Source organism: Brevibacterium sp. Lmc1 (assembly GCF_057654315.1).
In genome coordinates this window covers 1,030,260-1,049,419 of record NZ_CM172803.1, presented here as the reverse complement: position 1 = coordinate 1,049,419, position 19,160 = coordinate 1,030,260, and the positions used below count along the sequence as shown (strand labels likewise).

Genomic DNA, 19,160 nt, shown 5'->3' with positions numbered 1-19,160 from the left:
TCTGGCTTCAGCTCCCGGACCGGGTCAGGAGTCTCCGCCGGCCGTTCCCGAGGTGCCGGCGTTGACGTCGTTCAGACGATAACGTCGAGCCGCCTCGGCGGGAATGGATCCGTCGATCTCACCGCGCTTGGCAAGCAGCTGCAGGGTGCGCACGACCATCGAGTGCGCGTCGATCTTGAAGTGCCTGCGCGCGGCGGCGCGGGTGTCGGAGAAGCCGAACCCGTCGGCGCCGAGCGTCGCGAAATCGTGGTCCAGGTACGGCCGGATGAGATCCGGCTGGGTGGAGTCGAAGTCGCTCGTGGCCACGATCGGGCCAGGCTGCCCCTCCAGCTTCTGACGCACGTACGGCACGCGGTCGGCCGCCTCGGTGCCGTCGGCGGCGCTGAGTTCCGCGGCTTCGCATTCGAGGCCGTCGCGGCGCAGCTGCGCCCATGAGGTCACTGACCACACGGCTGCGTCGACGCCCCAGTCGGCGGCGAGCAGGTCCCGGGCCTCGAGAGCCCAGGGCACGGCCACACCGGAGGCGAGCAGCTGCGCTTGCGGACGGTCGCCGGGGGCCGCCTCGGCGACGCGGTGGATGCCCTTGAGGATGCCCTCGACGTCGACGTCTTCCGGTTCGGCCGGCTGGAGCATCGGCTCGTTGTACACGGTGAGGTAGTACATGACGTTGCGCTCGTCCTCGCCGAGGTCGTGCTCTCCGTACATGCGATGCAGACCGTCGCGGACGATGTGCCCGATCTCGTAGCCGAAGGCCGGATCATAGACGCGCACGGCCGGGTTCGTGGCCGCGAGCACCGGGGAATGTCCGTCGGCGTGCTGCAGGCCTTCCCCGGTCAGGGTCGTGCGTCCGGCGGTGGCGCCGATGATGAACCCGCGGGTCATCTGGTCGCCGGCGGCCCAGAAGGCGTCACCGGTGCGCTGGAATCCGAACATCGAGTAGAACACGTAGATCGGGATCATCGGTTCGCCGTGGGTGGAGTACGCGGTTCCCGCGGCGGTGAATCCGGCCGCGGCACCGGCCTCGTTGATGCCCACGTGGAGGAGCTGACCGCTGGTGGCTTCCTTGTACGAGAGGAACATCTCGCGGTCGACGGCGAGGTAGTTCTGCCCGTTCGGGTTGTAGATCTTCGCGGTCGGGAAGAACGCGTCGATGCCGAAGGTGCGGGCCTCATCGGGGATGATGGGCACGATCCGCTCGCCCAGCCCCTTTTCTCGCATGAGGTCCTTGAGCAGCCGGACGAAGGCCATCGTCGAGGCGGCCATCTGCTGCCCCGAGCCCTTCTTCGTCTGTGCGAACGCCTTGTCGCTGGGCGCGGGCAGGGTGATCTTGTTGTGCTCGGGTTTGCGTGCCGGCAGGAATCCGCCGAGCTGACGCCGACGGTCGAGCATGTACTGGATCGCGTCGTCGTCCTTGCCCGGGTGGTAGTAGGGCACCGCGTACGGGTCCTCGTCGATGACCTTGTCGCTGATCGGGATGTCCATCCGATCGCGGAAGGCCTTGACGTCGTCGGCGGTGAACTTCTTCATCTGGTGCGTGGCGTTGCGGGACTCGAACGTCGTGCCCAGGCCGTAGCCCTTGACGGTCTGCACGAGGATGACGGTCGGCTTGCCCTTGGTGTTCACGGCCTTCTGGTAGGCGGCGAAGACCTTGTGATAGTCGTGGCCGCCGCGCTTGAGGTTCCAGATGTCGTCGTCGGAGAGGTGGTCGACGAGCCCCTTCGTCGCAGGTGTCCGGCCGAAGAAGTTGTCGCGGATGAATCCGCCGGATTCGGCCTTGAAGGTCTGGTAGTCACCGTCGAGGGTCTCGTTCATGATCTTCACGAGGTCGCCGGTGCGGTCCTTGGCCAGCAGGTCGTCCCATTCGCGGCCCCACAGCACCTTGATGACGTCCCAGCCGGCGCCGGTGAAGGTCGCTTCGAGCTCCTGGACGATCTTGCCGTTTCCGCGCACGGGTCCGTCGAGGCGCTGGAGGTTGCAGTTGATGACGAAGGTGAGGTTGTCCAGCCCTTCGTTCGCGGCCAGCTGCAGGGCGCCGCGCGATTCGGGTTCGTCCATCTCGCCGTCGCCGAGGAACGCCCACACCCGCTGATCCGAGGTGTCGGAGATGCCGCGGTTGTGGAGGTAGCGGTTCATCTGCGCCTGGTAGATAGCGTTGATCGGGCCAAGACCCATCGACACGGTCGGGAACTGCCAGAACTCCGGCATCAGCCGTGGGTGCGGATACGAGCTCAGTCCGTGCGGGGCACGCGAGACCTCCTGCCGGAACCCGTCGAGGTCGGCCTCGGTCAGGCGGCCCTCGAGGAACGCCCTGGCGTACATTCCCGGTGAGGCATGGCCCTGGAAGAAGACCTGATCGCCACCGCCGGGGTGGTCCTGACCGCGGAAGAAGTTGTTGAATCCGATTTCGTAGAGCGTGGCGGCGCCGGCGTAGGTGGAGATGTGCCCGCCCACGGAGATCTCGGGCCGCTGCGCCCGATGGACGAGCATGGCGGCGTTCCACCGCAGCCATCTGCGGAAGCGGCGCTCGACCTTCTCCTCGCCGGGATAGAACGGTTCCTGGTCAACGGGGATGGTGTTGACGTAGTCAGTGGTGGTGACCTTGGGCTGGGCGACGGAGTTCGTGGCCGCGCGTGCACGCAGCGCCTCCATGATCTCGCCCGCGCGCTGGGTTCCGCGCGCGTCGACGAGCCCTTCCCAGGACTCGATCCATTCATCGACCTCTTCGTCGACGTTTCCCCTCGGACTCGCCGAGGTTGTGTCCTGTGTCATATCGGGGTTTCCTTCTCACGGGGTCCGGGCTCCCGGAACAGTACCCCGGGAGCCCGGAGATGGAAAGTCCTGTCTCAGCAGGTGATGTTCAGATCTCAGCAGAAGCCGGCGACCTGTGCCCATGCGTCCTTGTTCTCGTCGACGCCTTCACGGGTGAAGGTGGCTTCGATGAGGCCGTAGGGGCGGTCGGCGACGATGAAGACCTCGTTCGGGTTCTCGAGCCCGAAACGTTCGATGTCATAGAGGAAGTGGTGCTTGTTCGGGCAGGAGAAGCGGATCTCGTCGATCTCCGGCACGGCCTCGATGACCTTCTCGCCCATCTGGTACAGCGTGTGCTGCAGGGCGTGGGAGAAGTGATCGGTGAAGGAGTCGAGGATGATCTCCTTGACCTTGGTGTACACGGCTTCGAAGTCGAGGTCGGTGGTGTTGTAGATCCACCGGGTGGCGATATCGGTCGCGAGGATGCGGTCCTGGGTCTCCGGCAGGGTCGTGTACTTGTCCTTCGGGTAGCCGACGAAGCCCGACTCCGTGGTCTTGAGCACGGTGAGTCCGTTGAAGCCGGAGATCAGCGTGTCCTTGTCGCCGTCTCGGGTGAAGACGACGGTGCGGACTTCGGGAGCGGACTTGTAGAACGAGTGCTTGTGGTCGTTGATCCGGTCCCAGCCGTATTCTTCGGCTTCCCAGCGTCCGCCGGTGACCCAGTCGAAGCTTGAGGTGAAATGGTCGGCCAGGCCCATGAGGAACTGTTCGGGCGAGCTCACGCCCAGCTCCTTGGCCTTCGCGAAGACCGTGTTCTTCTGGGTGTCGGTGGCGACGACGTGCTCGTTGTTGCCTTCGGTGTGAGCGGTCTCGAAGTCGCCCCACAGCTGTGAGGTGACATTGAGATCGCGGATCTCGTGGCGGTCGGTGTCGCGGTAGACCCGCATGAGTCGGTTCTCCGCCTTGCCGTACTGGTTCGATGTCAGTCGGACCTTGCTCATTTTCTTCCTCCAGTTCGTCGGCGTGCGCACCTGCACACGCCGTGACCATTCGTTTGGCGAGGCCTGCCGGCAGGGACCGGTCGGCTTCGGCGGTTTGTTGAGGATGGAGATCCTGCAGGGGGCCTGCTTCCCCTGTGAGCGATTGTGGGCGCGGCTCAGCTGCCGCGGTAGGTGCTGTAGGCGAAGGGGCTGAGCAGCAGGGGAATGTGATAGTGCTCCTGCCCGGCCTGGACGGTGAAGTCGATGGTGACCACGGGGTGGAAGTGATCGATCTCCCTGGCCGCGAAGTAGTCGCCGGTGCCGAAGACGATTCGGTAGTCCCCCGGCTCGAGGTGGTCGGGGCCGAAGTCGGAGACTCGCCCGTTGTCGTCGGTGCGGGCCGAGACGATGACTTCGGCACCGGAGTAGAGAGTGACCTCGAGGTCGGCGGCGGGGGTGCCGACCATGGAGTCGAGCGCGTGGGCGGTGATGAAGCTCATGAGAGGATCCCTTCGAGTCTCAGTTCGGCGATCTGGATGAGCTGCTGCCCGACCTCGGCGGTCTCATCCTCGTCGGTGTTGTCCATGCGGCGCTGCAGTTCGGAGAGGATCTCCTCAGGGGTGCGACCGGCGGCGCGGATGAGGAAGACGCGGTCGAAGCGGTCTTCGTAGGCGGCGTTGCCCGCGGCCAGCTGGGACTGCACGTCTGCTTCCAAGGTGCCGAGTCCGGCCTGTTCACGGCTCGAATGGGCCGCCTCGGCGCTGTCACCCTTCGCCTTCTCACCGATGCGCGGATGATGGGACATCGCCGCGTCGATCTCGGCGGTGGTCAGCGGTGCGGCGGCGCGGGACGCCGCCTCGGCGGAGTCGAGGTCGGCCAGGGGGCGGGCGTCGACGATCGCGTCGATCCACCGGTCGACGTCGAGGCAGGGACGCAGAATTCCGCGGGCATCATCGGCTGGGAGTCGGTTGAACTCGGCCAGGTCCACGGTGACCTCCTTGGCAGGCGCTGAATGACTTTCACCGTTCGGAATACCATTTCCGAACAACTGCTCCGAGTCTGCTGGGCGTCATCGGCAATGTCAAATTGCTCACACATTTTTGTGGAAACTTTCTTCCGTATAGTGGATACTGTTCGTGTGGCAACCGCCGCACACCCGGCCATCGACGATGAGGTTGAATGAGTGCATGAGCCTGACAACGACAGATCAGACCCCGTCAATCGTCTGCGCCCCTGACTCATTCAAGGGTTCGGCCTCCGCTCCGGCCGCCGCAGCCGCCATGGCCCGCGGAGCTCGAGCAGTCTTCCCCAGCGCACGAGTCACCGAACTGCCCTTCGCCGACGGCGGGGAGGGCACGCTCGACGCCCTGCTCGCCGTCTGGGGAACCCGGCCGCGCACCGTCGACACGGTCGATGCCTTGGGCAGGACCGCCTCGGCGGACTTCGGCCTCTCCCCCGACGGAAAGACCGCGGTCATCGAGGCGGCCCAAGCCAATGGCCTGCCGCAGGTCTCGGACGTGGAGCTGCGGCCCGAACGCGCCGACACCTATGGTGTCGGGCTCATCGCGACCGCGGCGCTCGACCTCGGCGTCGAGGAGATCCTGCTGTGCATCGGCGGCTCGGCGAGCACGGACGGCGGGACCGGAATACTGGCCGCCCTCGGCGCCCGTTTCACCGATGCCGCAGGTCAGCCGGTCGCGCCGGGCGGAGGCGGCCTGGCCGCGATCGCTGCGGTCGACACCTCGGGGCTGGACCGGCGGGCGACGGCCGTGCGGTGGCGCATCGCCGTCGACGTCGACAATCCCCTCACCGGGCCCCGCGGGGCCGCTGCGGTCTTCGGTCCGCAGAAAGGGGCGGACGCGGACTCGGTGGCCGTGCTCGATTCCGGACTCGCCCACTTGGCCGAGGTGCTCACCGGCACCTCTGCCGAGGCGAAAGACCTGGCGGCGACTCCGGGATTCGGGGCTGCCGGCGGGATTCCGCTGGCGCTGACGACGCTGCTCGGCGCCGAGGTGGTTCCCGGATCGACGATGGTCGCCGAGGCCGTGGGCCTGTCCGAGGCCCTGGCCGGCGCTGATTTCGTGCTCACCGGAGAGGGGTCCTTCGATTCCCAATCCTTGGGCGGGAAAGTCGTCGCGGCCGTGCGGGACCATGCCCCCGCCTCGGCGAGGGTGATCGTCATCGCCGGTCGGGTCGGCCTGACCGCCGCGGAATGCCGGGAAGCCGGGATCACGGCGGCGCTGTCGATCGCACCGGGACCGGCGGACCTCACCACCCTGTCCGAGCGCGCCGAAGCGCTCATCGAGGACACGGCCGCGCAGGCGTGCGCACTCAGCGCGCCGCTGGACGCACCATTTCAACGACGAAAGGACGCACCATGACCACGACCACTCAGACTCAGCTCACCGTCGGAGACATCGCTCCCGACTTCACGCTCACCGACGCCGAGGGGCGGACGGTGTCGAAGGCCGACTATGCCGGACGCAGCGTCATCCTCTACTTCTACCCGAAGGCCGCATCGCCGGGGTGCACAACGGAGGCCTGCGACTTCCGGGACAACCTCTCGGCGCTGGCGGCCGCCGGCTTCGAGGTCCTCGGGGTCTCCCCCGATGACACCGAATCGCTCAAGGAGTTCGCCGCCGAGGAGGGGCTGACCTTCTCGCTGCTCTCCGACCCGGGTGCTGCGGTGGCGAAGGCCTACGGCAGCTATGGACAGAAGACGGTCGGCGAGCACACGTTCCAGGGCACCCAGCGCTCGACCTTCGTCATCGGCGCCGACGGCACGCTCACCCACGCCGAGTACAACGTCGACGCCCGCGGCCACGTGGCCCGCCTCCGCACCCAGCTCCTCCCCTAATTGCTACCTGGCGGCGGCGGTGCCACCTCGCGCGAGGTGGCACCGCCGCCGCCACCTGCGTCTGGGAGCGTTTCCGGGCACTCAGTTCGTGCGCAGACGGGTGGCGAGCTCTCCGAGGATCCGCTCGAACGGAGCCGCGCGGAAGAGATCGCCGTATGTGAGCCGGATGATCGTGTACCCCCTGGCTTCGAGTGCGGCCTGACGCGCCTTCTCCGCGGCGATGCTCTCTTCCGGCGAACGTCCATTCATCGTGTACTTCTCCACGCCGTCGATCTCGATGATCAGACGGGCATCGTGATTGCAGAAGTCGACTCGGGCGACAACGCCTCCGGAGTGGTCGAAGAATTCGACTTGCGGTTCGAAGCCGATGATTCCGTGTTCGAAGAAGCGCACTGCTGCGATCGACTCCGACGGGGCTTCGCGCCTGCCATCAGTGAGGTCGAGGGCGCGCAGCACCGCCGCGTCCCCGCGTAGTTCGGGGCATTCGGCCAGCACAGCCTCGATGCGGAATCGCGCGGTGCGGCGTCGGCGGATCACCTCGTCAAGCATCGGCACCGACATATCGGGTCCGTAGTCGCGGGCGACGTCGATGAGCGTCCGTTCCATCGTCGTCACCGCATAGATGCCGACCATCTGGCGATGTGGTGACGGAACCTCTCTGTCCCGGACATAGAGGTGCTTGTACTTGCGGCTGATGTTGGGACGCAGCACCTCCACCCTGGACTCGGCCGGATAGGCGATCGGGAGGCCGTGGATGAGCGCCGCCGACAGATGCGAGAAGACCTCACGCCCCTTCGACACTCGCCACCGTCCAGAAGCGGTGTGGATCTTCTCAGCACGAGTCCGGATGAGTACGCGAAGACGCTCGATCTCATCACGCATGTCGCCGTGGTGGCCGAACTCCTCGAAGTCCTCTTCACTCAGTGCCGACCAGATCGGCTCATGTCGCGCGTCCGTGCAGGAGCCGGTGGCCACATACCGTCCTCGCGCTACGCGTTCGAGGCAGCACTTCTCCCCGCGCCGAATCTCGTCTTTGGTGAACCCGAGCCGATAGAGCTTCTGCGTCGTCATACTTAAGTACATGACACCAAACTGCACTCTTGACCTTCAAAAGACAATAACCGAGAGCAATCTGTGGATAACTTCTCCCCACAACTACCTGACGGCGGCCGTGCCACCTCGCGCGAGGTGGCACGGCCGCCGTCAGGTAGTAAATCAGCGGGCTTTGAGGAGGCGGCCTCCCGGGGTCTCGAAGTCGACCGGGGCCCCGCGCAGCACCGTCTGCGTGACCCGACCGCGGACGGTGCGGGTGTCGTAGGCGCTGATCTGGTTGCGATGCCAGAGCTCCGTCGCCCGCACGGTCCACTCGTCGTCGGGGGCGAAGACGGCGAAGTCCGCGTCATTGCCTTCGGCGATCGAACCCTTGCCTTCGACCCGAGCCACGGCCGCCGGTGCCGCGGACATCCAGCGGACCACCTCGGCGAGCTCGATTCCGCGCTTCGCGGCTTCGGTCCACACGAGCGAGAGTCCCAGCTGCAGCGACGAGATCCCACCCCACGCCGCACCGAAGTCGCCCGTGTCGAGCAGCTTCAGCTCGGCCGTCGAGGGCGAATGGTCGGAGACGATGCAGTCGATCGTGCCGTCGATGAGGCCCTGCCACAGCGCCTCCCGGTTCGATTCCTCGCGGATCGGCGGGCAGCACTTGTGCGTCGTCGCCCCATCCGGGATCTCCTCGGCGGTGAAGACGAGGTAGTGCGGGCAGGTCTCGACGGTGAGCTTGATGCCCTCGGCCTTGGCCGCAGCGATCTGATCGAGCGCATCCGCCGAGGACAGGTGCAGGATGTGCGCCCGGGCACCGGCCTCCCGAGCAGCGTCGATGACGCGGGCGATCGCGACGTTCTCGGCCTCGCGGGGGCGCGTGGCGAGGAAGTCAGCGAACTTCGGACCCGAGTTCTTCGGTGCCGAGGTCATCACCTCGTGGTCCTCGGCATGGACGATGAGCATTCCGTCGAAGGAGGCGATCTCGGCCATGTCCGCCTTCATCTCCGCCGGTTCCAGCGGCGGGAATTCCTCGACGCCGGAGTCCTCGAGGAAGCATTTGAACCCGTAGACTCCTGCCTCATGCAGGGGCCGCAGATCCGCGGTGTTGCCGGGGATCGCCCCGCCCCAGAAGCCGACGTCGACGAAGGCCTTGGGCTCGGCGACCGCCCGTTTCGTCTCCAGGGCTGCGACGTCGACCGTCGGTGGCAGCGAGTTCAGCGGCATGTCGACGATCGTCGTCACTCCCCCGGCCGCGGCCGCGCGGGTGGCGCTGGCGAAGCCCTCCCACTCGGCGCGACCGGGGTCGTTGACGTGGACGTGGGAGTCGACGAGACCGGGCAGCAGCACCTGATCATCCCCGATCTCGATGACTTTCACCTCCGCCGAGGCGTCCGTGCCCAGATCTTGTCCACCGCGGGCGATCTCGGCGATCTTCCCGTCCCTGACCCCGATCGTCACCGGTTCGATGCCCTCGGGCAGCAGAGCCTTCTCGGCATGGATGATCAGGTCGAAGTCGGCGTCGTTGCTCATGTTCCTCCTCGGTCGCCCGCCCCTGGGGGCCGGTGAATGCAGTTTCGGTATACCGTTCTAGCGTACTCGGCTCGGGCGGTTCGGCCCAGCCCTCCGGCGGGTTGGACCCTGCCTATTTCGCTGCAGCCAGTTCGCCCATCGGGCTCAGCGCCGTCGGAGCGTCGGCCGGGGTCTGGGCGAGCGTCTCGAACTCGTTGATCTGATCGAGGGCGGTTCCCATCGAGATGTTCGTGACGCGTTCGAGGATGACCTCGACGACCACGGGCACCTGGTGTTCATCCATGAGCTCCTTGGCCACGCGCAGGCCTTCGCCGATGAGTTCGGGGTCCTCGACCCGCAGCGCCTTGCACCCGAGCCCCTGGGCGACGGCCACATGGTCGACGCCGTAACCGGACGATGCGGAACCGGCGGTGTTGATGTTCTCGAAGGCCAGCGACACCTCGTAGTCCATCTCGAACCCGCGCTGGGACTGGCGGATGAGACCGAGGTAGGAGTTGTTGACGACGACGTGGACATAGGGGATCTGGTGCTGCGCACCGACGGCGAGCTCTTCGATCATGAACTGGAAGTCGTAGTCGCCCGACAGCGCCACGACGGTCTCGCCGGGCTTGCCCTTGGCCACACCGAGCGCGGCCGGTCCGGTCCAGCCCAGGGGTCCGGCCTGTCCCGCGTTGATCCAGTGCCGAGGTCGGTAGACATGCAGCATCTGGGCGCCGGCGATCTGGCTGAGCCCGATCGTCGAGACGTAGGTGACGTCGCGGCCGAAGGCCTGGTTCATCTCCTGGTAGACACGCTGGGGTTTGATCGGCACCTCGGTGAAGTTCGTCTTCCGGTGCTCGGTCGACTTCCGTGCCGTGCATTCGCTGGCCCAACCGGTGAAGTCCGGCAGCCCGCCCGACCGAGAGCGTGCGGCAGCCAGCAGTGCATCGAGGGCGGCTCCGGCGTCCGAGGCGACTCCGTAGTCGGGGGCGAAGACGCGTCCGATCTGGGTGGGTTCGACGTCGATGTGGACGAATTTCCGACCCTTGCGGTACACATCCAGATTCCCGGTGTGGCGATTGGCCCAGCGGTTGCCGATGCCGATGACGAGATCGGATTCGAGGAAGGACGCATTGCCGTAGCGCACGTGCGTCTGGATTCCGACCATGCCCGCGGCCAACGGGTGGTCATCGGGGATCGCACCCCAGCCCATGAGGGTCGGAGAGACCGGGATGGAGGTGAGTTCGGCGAATTCGACGAGCCTGGCGGCGGCGTCGGCGTTGATGATTCCACCGCCGGCGATGATGATCGGGTGCTCCGCCTCGGCGATGAGGTCGAGGATCTTCTCCGCCTGCGCCGCGGTGGCCGCGGGCTTGGCCGGGGTCAGCGGTTCGTAGGTGTCGATGTCGAAGTCGATCTCGGTCTGCTGCACGTCGATGGGCAGGTCGATGAGCACGGGTCCGGGCCGCGCCGAGCGCATGAGCTGGAACGCGGTCTGGAAGACACCGGGCACCTGCCCGGCTTCGAGCACCGTCTTGGCCATCTTCGTCACGGGCTTCGCGATCGAGGCGATGTCGACGGCCTGGAAGTCCTCCTTGTCGAGCACGGCGACGGGTGCCTGGCCGGTGATGCACAGGATCGGTTGGGAGTCTGCGGCCGCGGCGTAGAGGCCGGTGATCATGTCGGTGCCTGCCGGGCCCGAGGTGCCCAGGCAGACTCCGATGTTGCCCGGTGCCGAACGGGTGTATCCGTCGGCCATATGGGAGGCTCCCTCGACGTGCCGGGCGAGGGTGTGGCGGATTCCGCCGTGGGCCTTCATCGCTGAGTAGAGCGGGTTGATCGCCGCCCCCGGCAGCCCGAAGGTCTCGGTGGCGCCTTCCTTCTCGAGGATGAGCACAACGGCGTCGACTGCGCGCATGCGTGTCATTGTTCGTCCTTTGTTCGTGAGCCGGCGACGACGCTGTCGCCGGCTCGGTTCATGGTTGGGCGGGACCGTTGGTGTCGTTGGGCCGACGACCCCGCCCGGCTGGTGTGGCCTCGCCGAGGCGGTCGTTCAGTTCTCGTTCTTGCCGGAGAGGGCTTCGATGACGGTGAAGAGGCCCGAGTGATCGAGTCCTCCGTTGCCCTGCTGCACGGTTGCGGCGACGAGCTGGGCGACCGTGGCGCCGAGCGGGATCGCCACTCCCGCCTCGCGGGCGGCGGCGGTGACGATGCCCATGTCCTTGTGGTGGAGTTCGAGCCGGAATCCGGGGTCGAAGGAGCGGTCGAGCATCTTCTGCCCCTTCTGATCGAGCACCTTGGACCCGGCCAGACCGCCGCCGAGGACCTGCAGCGCCGCACCTGTTTCGACTCCATAGGCTTCGAGGAAGACGACGGCCTCGGCGAGAAGTCCGATATTGCCGGCGACCATGAGCTGGTTCGCGGCCTTGACGGTCTCGCCGGCTCCCGAGGGGCCGACGAGGACGATGGTCTTCCCGACGGCGTCGAAGACATCGGATACGGCGTCGAAGTCGGCCTGGTCGCCGCCGACCATGACGGAGAGGACACCGTCGATGGCTCCGGGCTCCCCTCCGGAGACGGGGGCATCGAGCGGTTTGAGGCCGGCGGCCTTGGCCTGTTCGGCCAGGTCCTTCGCGACATCGGGGCGGATGGTGGAGAAGTCGATCCAGGTGGCCCCGGCGGACGCGTGGGCGAGGATTCCGTCGTCGCCGGTGAGCACGGCTTCGACGTCGGGTGAGTCGGGAACCATGGTGATGATGACGTCGGCCCCGTCCACCGCCTCGGCGATGGTGGCGGCGGCACTGCCTCCCGCCTCGGCGAGGGCGTCGGCCTTGGCCGGGGTGCGGTTGAAGCCGCGGACGTCGAATCCGGCGTTGACGAGGTTCTTGGCCATGGGCAGGCCCATGATGCCGAGTCCGATGAAAGCGATGGTCTTGGACATGGTGGGGGTTTCCTTCGAGTCGTCGGTGGTGATGTTCAGGCGGTCTGGGCGGCGCGGTCGAGCCAGTCGAAGGCGGTCGCGCGGTCCTGTTTGTATTCGAGCGCCACGGCTCCGGTGTAGCCGAGGTCGTAGGCGCGGTCGACCCACTGGCGCAGCGGCAGCGACCCGGTTCCCGGTGCCCCGCGGCCGTCGGCGTCGGCGATCTGGATGTGGCCGAAGTTCGCGGCTTCGGCTTCGATGACGGCCGCGACGTCGTCGCCGTTGACGTGCATGTGGTAGAAGTCGGCGAGCACGGCGATGTTCTCGGGTCCGTCGGCGCGGACCTGGGCGACCACCTCGGCGGCGTCGGCGTAGCGCTTGAGCGGGTAGGCCTCGGCTCCGGAGACGGGTTCGACGAGGACGGTTCCGCCGATTTCGGCGACCTTTCCGGCGGCCAACGCGAGGTTGGCGGCGGCGGTGGCGTCCTGAGCGGCTGGGTCCTGGCCATCGGTGCGCAGCCCGTAGAGGGCGTTGAAGGCGCGGCAGCCGGTGCGACGCCCGATGTCGACGACGATGTCGACGTTCTTCGCGAAGTCCTCTTCGGCACCGATGATCGAGACCATTCCGCGATCGCCGGCTGCCATGTTCCCGGCCCAGAAGTTCAGGCCTTTGAGGGCGACGCCTGCGGATTCGAGGGAGGCGATGAACTCGTCGACCTCCGCCGAGGATGGGCTCGGGTTCCCGTCGAAGGGCCACCAGAATTCGACGTCGTCGAAGCCGGCGTCCTTCGCGGCCTGGGCGCGCTCGAGAACGGGCAGTTCGGTGAGCAGGGTCGAGCAGTTGAGGACGTAGCTGCCAGGTGAGGTGAAGTTCTGGGACATGGAGCTCTCCTTTGAGTTGCCGCTGTTTTCCGTATTGTGGAAGTGTATTTCCATTCCGTGAAATCAGCATAAGTCGCCCGTGGAGCTCCCGTCAAGACCTGTCCCCCAGAACTACCTGACGGCGGCCCAGCAACCTCGCGCGAGGTTGCTGGGCCGCCGTCAGGTAGCAATTAGGGGTGGAGGGAGACGCCGTCGACCCAGACGTCCGCGATGTCGCCCGGGGTGCCCATGGCGAAGATCTTCGCCAAGGCGTCGCCGTCGTCGGCGGCGTGGCGGATGCCGACGTCCAAGGGCTGGCCCTCGGCCGGGCGGATGAGCACGGCGTCGAAGCGCTTGCCCTCGCCGAGCACCCCGACCTCATCGAGCTCGAGCGCCTCGGCGCCGGCAGAGGTCGCCAGGTGCAGCAGATGCGCAGAGGTCAGCGCCACTCCCCCGGCCGGGTCGAGCTGCTGCATGAAGTATGACTGCACGCCCTCCTTGAGCAGGTTGAACCCGGTGCCCGCTCCGACGTCCGAACCCAGGGCCACCCGGACGCCGGCCTCGATGTGCCGGCGCAGCGGGAAGAAGCCGCTGGCCAGAGCCGAGTTCGAGGTCGGGCAGTGCGCGACCACCGACCCGGCTTCGGCCAACCGCGCCAGTTCCCGATCCTGCGGGTGGACGTTGTGCGCGAGCACGGTGCGCCGGCCGACGAGTCCCGCCCGGTCGTACGTATCGAGATAATCACGAGCCTCCGGGTGGATCTGCGCGACCCCGGAGATCTCATCGACGTTCTCGTTCAGGTGCGAGGTCACCCAGACGCCCGGGTTCTCCTCCACGAGGCGGCCGCCGGCAGCCAGCAGCTCCGGTCCCGCAGAGAACGAGAATCGCGGGGTCACCGCGTAGCGCAGTCGTCCCTTGCCGTGCCACCGGTCGATGAGCGCTTGGCTCTCCTCGGTCGAACGCTCCACGTCGGTGAGCAGCGCATCGGGCAGGTTCCGGTCGCTCGTCACCAGCCCGGAGGTGATCCGCAGCCCCGATGCTGAAGCGGCGGCGAAGAAGGTGTCCATGGCGCCCGCGAAGTGCGAACCGAAGACCATCGCCGAGGTGGTCCCCGCCGAGATCAGTCCCGTAAGGAATTCACCGGCCACCGCCTTCGCGTAGGCGGGGTCTCCGAGCTTCGCCTCTTCGGGCAGGGCGCACTGGTCGAGCCAGTCGAGCAGCGGCCGCCCGAGATGGCCGATGGCCCTGACCTGCGGCAGATGGACGTGGGTGTCGATGAGTCCGGGGATGAGCACACCGTCGCGGAGGTCGACGACTTGCGCCTCGGGGTGCGCTGCCCGGGCGGAGTCGAAGTCGGTGCGGGAGGTGATGAGTCCGTCGTCGACGACGAGGGCGACATCGGCTGCCGAACGCAGCCGGCCGCCGGTGAATGGGTTGTACGGCGTATCGAAGACGCGGGCACGGTAGATGACCACAGTGGTTCTCCTTGAGTCAGTGGTGGTGAAAGTCAGTGGTGGTGAAGAGTCAGGCCATGCGGCCGAGCAGATCCGCGGCGACGCTCACGGCGATCGTCGCGGGTGCTTTGCCGGGCAGGTCGGGCAGTCCGATGGGGCACCGGATGGCGTCGATGACCTCGGGCGCGAAGCCTTCGGAGGCGAGGTTCTTGCGGAAGCGCTGCCATTTCGCGTTCGAGCCGATGAGCCCGACCGATCCGAGGTCGCCGCGGGTCAGCGCCGCGGAGCACAGGTGCAGGTCCTCGGCATGGTCATGGGTCATGATGACCACGTGCGCTCCGGCCGGCAGCTCCGTGATCACCTCTTCCCCGACGACAGCGAATTCGCGGCGGATCCGCGCCACCGGCTCCTCCAACTCATCGAGAGCTTCGAGCTGTTCCGGCCGTGAATCGGACACGGTCAGGTCGAGATCGTGGCGGGCGAGGATCCGGGTGAGCTCGAGTCCGATGTTGCCGATCCCGAAGATCGCCACCGAGGCGGGCACGGGCAGGGGTTCGAAGAGCATGGTGACCTCTCCGCCGCAGCATTGGCGACCGTATTTGGCCGGAGCCTTGTCGTTGAGCCGCAAGGTGAGCATCTCCGGAGCCGTCTGCCCCTCGGAGAGCAGCTCCCGGGCACGGGTGAGGGCCGTCATCTCGAGATTGCCCCCGCCGATGGTCCCGAACAGGTCATCAGCGGTGGCGATCATCTTCGCTCCCGCCTCGCGTGGGGCATGCCCGCGCACCGCGGCGAGAGTGACGAGGACAGCCGGCACCCGAGCTGCGCGAAGCTCGGCTGCGGTGTCCATCCAGGTCATGACGGAACTCGTTGTCCTTCCCTCGCCGAGGCGGCCGCCCCCGAGTCCTGCCCGCGGGCTTCTTCGATCGCCCAGAACACCGCTTCCGGTGTGGCCGGGGACGCGAGGTCGACGCTGTGGCCGGGTCGCGCGAAGGCACCGACGGCCTCGCGCAGGGCTTCGCGGACGGAGAAGGCGAGCATCAGCGGGGGTTCGCCCACAGCCTTCGACCCGTACACGGCTCCCTCTTCATGTGCTTTGTCGAGGAAGGCGACGTTGAAGATCTCGGGGACTTCGGAGAAGCTCGGAATCTTGTATGTGCTCGCTGCCTGAGTGGCCAGTCGGCCGCGGCTCGGCTTATCCGATTCGTCCCAGCGCAGGTCCTCCAGGGTCAGCCAGCCGACGCCCTGGATGAAGCCGCCCTCGATCTGTCCGAGGTCGAGCAGCGGTGACAGGGAGTCTCCCACGTCGTGGACGATGTCGACGCGGCGCAGGGTGTAGGAGCCGTCGAAGCGGTTGACTTCGACTTCGGACACCGCGGCCCCGTAGGCGAAGTACTTGAACGGTTCGCCGCGCATCTGCGAGAGGTTCCAGTGCAGTCCCTCGGTGCGGTAGAAACCTGAGGCTGAGAGCTGGATGCGCTGGAAGTACGCGGTGTTGATGAGCTCTTCCCAGGTCACCGTCTTCGGTGAGGACAGCGCGGAGACGATTCCCCGCGAGATCTCCACCTCATGGGCGGGTGCTCCGAGGATGCCCGCGGCCACCTGCCGCAGCCGATCAAGGATCTGGTCGCAGGCGTTCTTCACCGCTCCGCCGTTGAGGTCGGATCCGGAGCTCGCCGCCGTCGCCGAGGTGTTGGGCACCTTGTCCGTGCGCGTCGGCGCCAGACGCACAGTCGACAGCGGCACGCCGAGGGTGGTGGCCGCGACCTGCAGCATCTTCTGATGCAGCCCCTGCCCCATTTCGGTGCCGCCGTGGGTGACGAGGACGGAACCGTCCTTGTACACGAGCACGAGCGCCCCGCCCTGGTTGAATGCGGTGAGGTTGAACGAGATCCCGAACTTCACCGGGGTGATCGCCAGACCGCGTTTGATGTGCTCGCTGCCCGAGTTGAATGCCTCGATCTCAGCCTCGCGGGCTTCCAGATCGGATTGGGAGATGAGCTGGTCCCAGCACGCCCCGATCCGCTCGGGATGACGCACCGGCTGATAGTAGGGGGTGTCCTGACCTTGCGCGTAGAAGTTCCGGCGGCGCAGCTCGCGGGCGCTGAGCCCCAGCTGCGGGGCGACACGGCCGATGATGTCTTCCATGACGAGCATGCCCTGTGGGCCGCCGAATCCGCGGAACGCCGTCTGCGAGGTCTTATTGCATTTGGCGATGCGGCCGGTGACCCGGATGTTGGGCACCCAGTAGGCGTTGTCGATATGGCACATGGCGCGGGTGAGCACCGGTTCGGAGAGGTCGAGGCTCCACCCGCCGTCCGCGGTCAGCGTCGCATCGAGGGCGAGGATCTTCCCCTCCTCGGTGAATCCGATCTTCCAGGACGAATGGAAGCCATGCCGCTTGCCGGTCATGGTGATATCGCGGGTGCGGTCGAGACGCAGCCGCACCGGCCTGCCGGTGAGCTTCGCACCGAGCGCGGCCAGGGCTGCGTAGCCGTGGGGCTGCATCTCCTTGCCGCCGAAGCCGCCGCCCATGCGCAGGCACTGCACGGTCACCTCGTGGGCGGGAACTCCGAGGACGTGGGAGACGATGTCCTGAGTCTCGGTGGGATGCTGGGTCGAGGACTGGATGAAGACCTGTTCGTTCTCGTCCACATGCGCCAGGCAGGCCTGCGTCTCGAGGTAGAAGTGCTCCTGACCGGCGAACTCGAATTCGCCTTCGAAGACATGAGCGGCATCGGCGAACGCGGAGTCGACCTCGCCCTTGTCGATCGACAGGGGCTTGCCGTGGTAGCTGTCGGCAGCGATCGCATCCCGCACGGTCACCAGTGACGGCAGTTCCTCGACCTCGGCGGTGACGGCCGCCGCGCCTTCCTTCGCGGCTTCGAGATCCTCGGCGAGCACCCAGGCCAGGGGCTGGCCGAAGAACATGATCTCGTCGACCGGCAGCATCGGCTCATCGTGTTTGACGCCCTGATCGTTGACGCCGGGGATATCGGCGGCGGTGATGACCTTGACGACTCCGGGCACCGCATAGGCGGGTTCGATATCGATGGCGCCGAGGCGGCCGTGCGCGGTCGTCGACTGCACGGGGAAGGCGTGGAGGACCCCGGTGAGGCGTCCGACGAGGTCATCGGTGTAGAGCGCGGTACCGGTGACGTGACCGAAGGCGCTTTCATGGTGGTGGCGTTCGCCGACGACCGGGTCGGCGGGGCGCTGGGAGAGCTGGCTCATCACTTGACCTCCTTGCTGGTCACGGCCGGGTGGCCGAGCTGCTCGGCGTAGAAGCGTTCGAGGGAGGACCGCAGCATCGCGGTCCGGTATTTCGCACTCGCCCGGTGGTCGTCCATCGGGGTGCCTTCGGCGGCGAGGGTCTCGGCCGCCTGGTGCACGGTCTCCAATGTCCATGGCCGGCCTTCGAGGAGGGCTTCGGTGGCGGTGGCGCGCAGCGGGGTGGCGGCGACTCCACCGAGGCCGATCCGGGCCTTGGCGATCAATCCGTCCTGGATGTCGACGGCGTAGCCGATCGCCACCGAGGAGATATCGTCGAAACGGCGCTTGGCGATCTTCTGGAACGACGTCAGCGGGGACAGCGGCAGCGGGATGCGGATGGCGGTGATGAGTTCATCGGACTCCCGCACCGTCTGCCGGTATCCGGTGAAGTAGTCGGCCAGCGCCACGGTCCGGGATCCGCGCACCGAGGTGAGCACGAGCTCGGCCTCCAGCGCCAACAGAGCCGGCGGTGTGTCGCCGATAGGCGAACCGGTGCCGAGGTTGCCGCCGATGGTCGCCCCATTGCGGATGAGGCGGGAGGCGAACTGTGGGAACAGCTTGCCCAGCAGCGGAATGTCTCCGGCGAGCTCACGTTCGAGTTCGGACAGGGTGCGGGAGGCACCGAGTTCGACGAACGACTCGGTCCGGCGGATTCCGCGCATCTCCTCGAGCCGGTCGACGGCGAGGATGTTCTTACCGCGTGCTCCCTTGATGTTGACCTCGACGCCCCAGTCGGTGGCCCCGGCCACGACGGTGGCCTCGGGATCCTGGCTGAGGATGGAGGTCGCCTCGGCGAGGGTGGCGGGACGACGGTAGCGCCCGATCTTTCCCGTGGCGGTGTCGGCTCGCTGGTAGTCGGTGGCTCGAGCCGAAGGGGCGGGGCGGTCACGGCGGGCGGCCAGCGCATCGTCGGCTGCGGGCTGTCCCAGCGCATTCGCGGCATCGCGGATGGGGCGGTAGCCGGTGCAGCGGCACAGATTGCCCGACAGGGAGTGGAGGTCGAAGCCGTCCTCGCAGCGGTCGGGCCGGTAGTATTCGGCGGCCATCGAGGAGATGAAGCCGGGGGTGCAGTATCCGCATTGGGATCCGCCGCGCACGGCCATCTCTTCCTGGACGGGGTGGACGGTGTCTCCGTCGGCCAGACCTTCGGAGGTCACGACTTCTCCCCCGTCGAGGGCTGCTGCCGGCAGCAGGCAGGAGTTCACCGAGGTCCAGCGGGTTCCGCCGGATTCATCGGGGCGGGCGACCATGATCGCGCAGGCCCCGCATTCGCCTTCGGCGCAGCCTTCCTTCGCTCCGGTCAGACCCTGACCGCGCAGGAAGTCCAGCGCATTCGTATGGGGTGGGCCGTCGAACTCACGAACGGTCCCGTTGATTGTCACTTCGGCAGTTGACTGGTCCGTTGTCGCTGCGGACATCGCACTTCACACCTCCCGCGCCTCTCCACTGAGGCGCACAGTGCATGGTTGGAACAATTTGCTTCGTTCTTCGAGCCTCTGGTTATCCATGCGAACAGCGCAG

The 19,160-nt window shown here is 66.9% G+C and carries 15 protein-coding genes; 2 read left to right on the top strand and 13 right to left on the bottom strand.

What is annotated here, in order from left to right:
* Positions 1 to 24 precede the first annotated feature (24 nt).
* The 4 genes from aceE to uraD all read right to left on the bottom strand — a co-directional run bounded on the left by aceE (position 25) and on the right by uraD (position 4,716).
* Positions 25 to 2,769, bottom strand: coding sequence for a pyruvate dehydrogenase (acetyl-transferring), homodimeric type (aceE, locus tag AC239G_RS04470; protein WP_487489892.1), 2,745 nt, complete (start codon positions 2,767 to 2,769; stop codon positions 25 to 27).
* Positions 2,770 to 2,864: 95 nt separating this feature from the next.
* Complete coding sequence (gene pucL, locus AC239G_RS04465; RefSeq protein ID WP_139907127.1) at positions 2,865 to 3,749, bottom strand: factor-independent urate hydroxylase; 885 nt, start codon at positions 3,747 to 3,749, stop codon at positions 2,865 to 2,867.
* 155 nt (positions 3,750 to 3,904) lie between these two features.
* A complete protein-coding gene (gene uraH / locus AC239G_RS04460; RefSeq protein WP_181270990.1) occupies positions 3,905 to 4,228 on the bottom strand; it encodes a hydroxyisourate hydrolase in 324 nt (107 codons plus the stop codon).
* A complete protein-coding gene (gene uraD / locus AC239G_RS04455) occupies positions 4,225 to 4,716 on the bottom strand; it encodes a 2-oxo-4-hydroxy-4-carboxy-5-ureidoimidazoline decarboxylase (RefSeq protein WP_139469311.1) in 492 nt (163 codons plus the stop codon). The genes uraH and uraD overlap by 4 nt, the downstream gene beginning before the upstream one ends.
* A gap of 199 nt (positions 4,717 to 4,915) precedes the next feature.
* Between uraD and AC239G_RS04450 the strand changes: the two genes are divergently transcribed.
* Positions 4,916 to 6,109, top strand: a complete 1,194-nt coding sequence (locus AC239G_RS04450) for a glycerate kinase (RefSeq protein ID WP_139469309.1) — start codon at positions 4,916 to 4,918, stop codon at positions 6,107 to 6,109.
* On the top strand, positions 6,106 to 6,585 hold the full coding sequence (bcp, locus tag AC239G_RS04445) for a thioredoxin-dependent thiol peroxidase (protein ID WP_139469307.1): 480 nt from the start codon (positions 6,106 to 6,108) through the stop codon (positions 6,583 to 6,585). Before AC239G_RS04450 ends, bcp begins: the two co-directional genes overlap by 4 nt.
* An 81-nt stretch (positions 6,586 to 6,666) precedes the next feature.
* On the opposite strand, the gene AC239G_RS04440 is transcribed toward bcp, so the two are convergent.
* The 9 genes from AC239G_RS04440 to AC239G_RS04400 form a co-directional block, all read right to left on the bottom strand.
* Positions 6,667 to 7,656, bottom strand: coding sequence for a DUF559 domain-containing protein (locus AC239G_RS04440; protein ID WP_181270991.1), 990 nt, complete (start codon positions 7,654 to 7,656; stop codon positions 6,667 to 6,669).
* A 144-nt stretch (positions 7,657 to 7,800) separates the two neighbouring features.
* Positions 7,801 to 9,156 carry an allantoinase AllB gene (allB, locus tag AC239G_RS04435; protein ID WP_487489891.1) on the bottom strand — a complete coding sequence of 452 codons (1,356 nt, stop codon included), beginning with the start codon at positions 9,154 to 9,156 and terminating at the stop codon, positions 7,801 to 7,803.
* 112 nt (positions 9,157 to 9,268) lie between these two features.
* Entirely contained in the window at positions 9,269 to 11,062 is a 1,794-nt protein-coding gene (gene gcl, locus AC239G_RS04430; RefSeq protein WP_487489890.1) for a glyoxylate carboligase, read from the bottom strand.
* A 126-nt stretch (positions 11,063 to 11,188) separates the two neighbouring features.
* Entirely contained in the window at positions 11,189 to 12,076 is an 888-nt protein-coding gene (locus AC239G_RS04425) for a 2-hydroxy-3-oxopropionate reductase (RefSeq protein WP_487489889.1), read from the bottom strand.
* Between the two features lie 35 nt (positions 12,077 to 12,111).
* Positions 12,112 to 12,936, bottom strand: a complete 825-nt coding sequence (locus AC239G_RS04420; RefSeq protein WP_487489888.1) for a hydroxypyruvate isomerase family protein — start codon at positions 12,934 to 12,936, stop codon at positions 12,112 to 12,114.
* A gap of 170 nt (positions 12,937 to 13,106) precedes the next feature.
* A complete protein-coding gene (gene guaD, locus AC239G_RS04415) occupies positions 13,107 to 14,390 on the bottom strand; it encodes a guanine deaminase (RefSeq protein ID WP_487489887.1) in 1,284 nt (427 codons plus the stop codon).
* A 49-nt stretch (positions 14,391 to 14,439) separates the two neighbouring features.
* Positions 14,440 to 15,225, bottom strand: coding sequence for a xanthine dehydrogenase accessory protein XdhC (gene xdhC / locus AC239G_RS04410; RefSeq protein WP_420097474.1), 786 nt, complete (start codon positions 15,223 to 15,225; stop codon positions 14,440 to 14,442).
* Positions 15,222 to 17,600 (bottom strand): xanthine dehydrogenase molybdopterin binding subunit, encoded by a 2,379-nt coding sequence (gene xdhB, locus AC239G_RS04405; RefSeq protein WP_487489886.1) that lies wholly within the window; start codon positions 17,598 to 17,600, stop codon positions 15,222 to 15,224. The genes xdhC and xdhB overlap by 4 nt, the downstream gene beginning before the upstream one ends.
* Positions 17,600 to 19,057, bottom strand: a complete 1,458-nt coding sequence (locus tag AC239G_RS04400; protein WP_139469294.1) for a xanthine dehydrogenase small subunit — start codon at positions 19,055 to 19,057, stop codon at positions 17,600 to 17,602. The genes xdhB and AC239G_RS04400 overlap by 1 nt, the downstream gene beginning before the upstream one ends.
* Positions 19,058 to 19,160 lie beyond the last annotated feature (103 nt).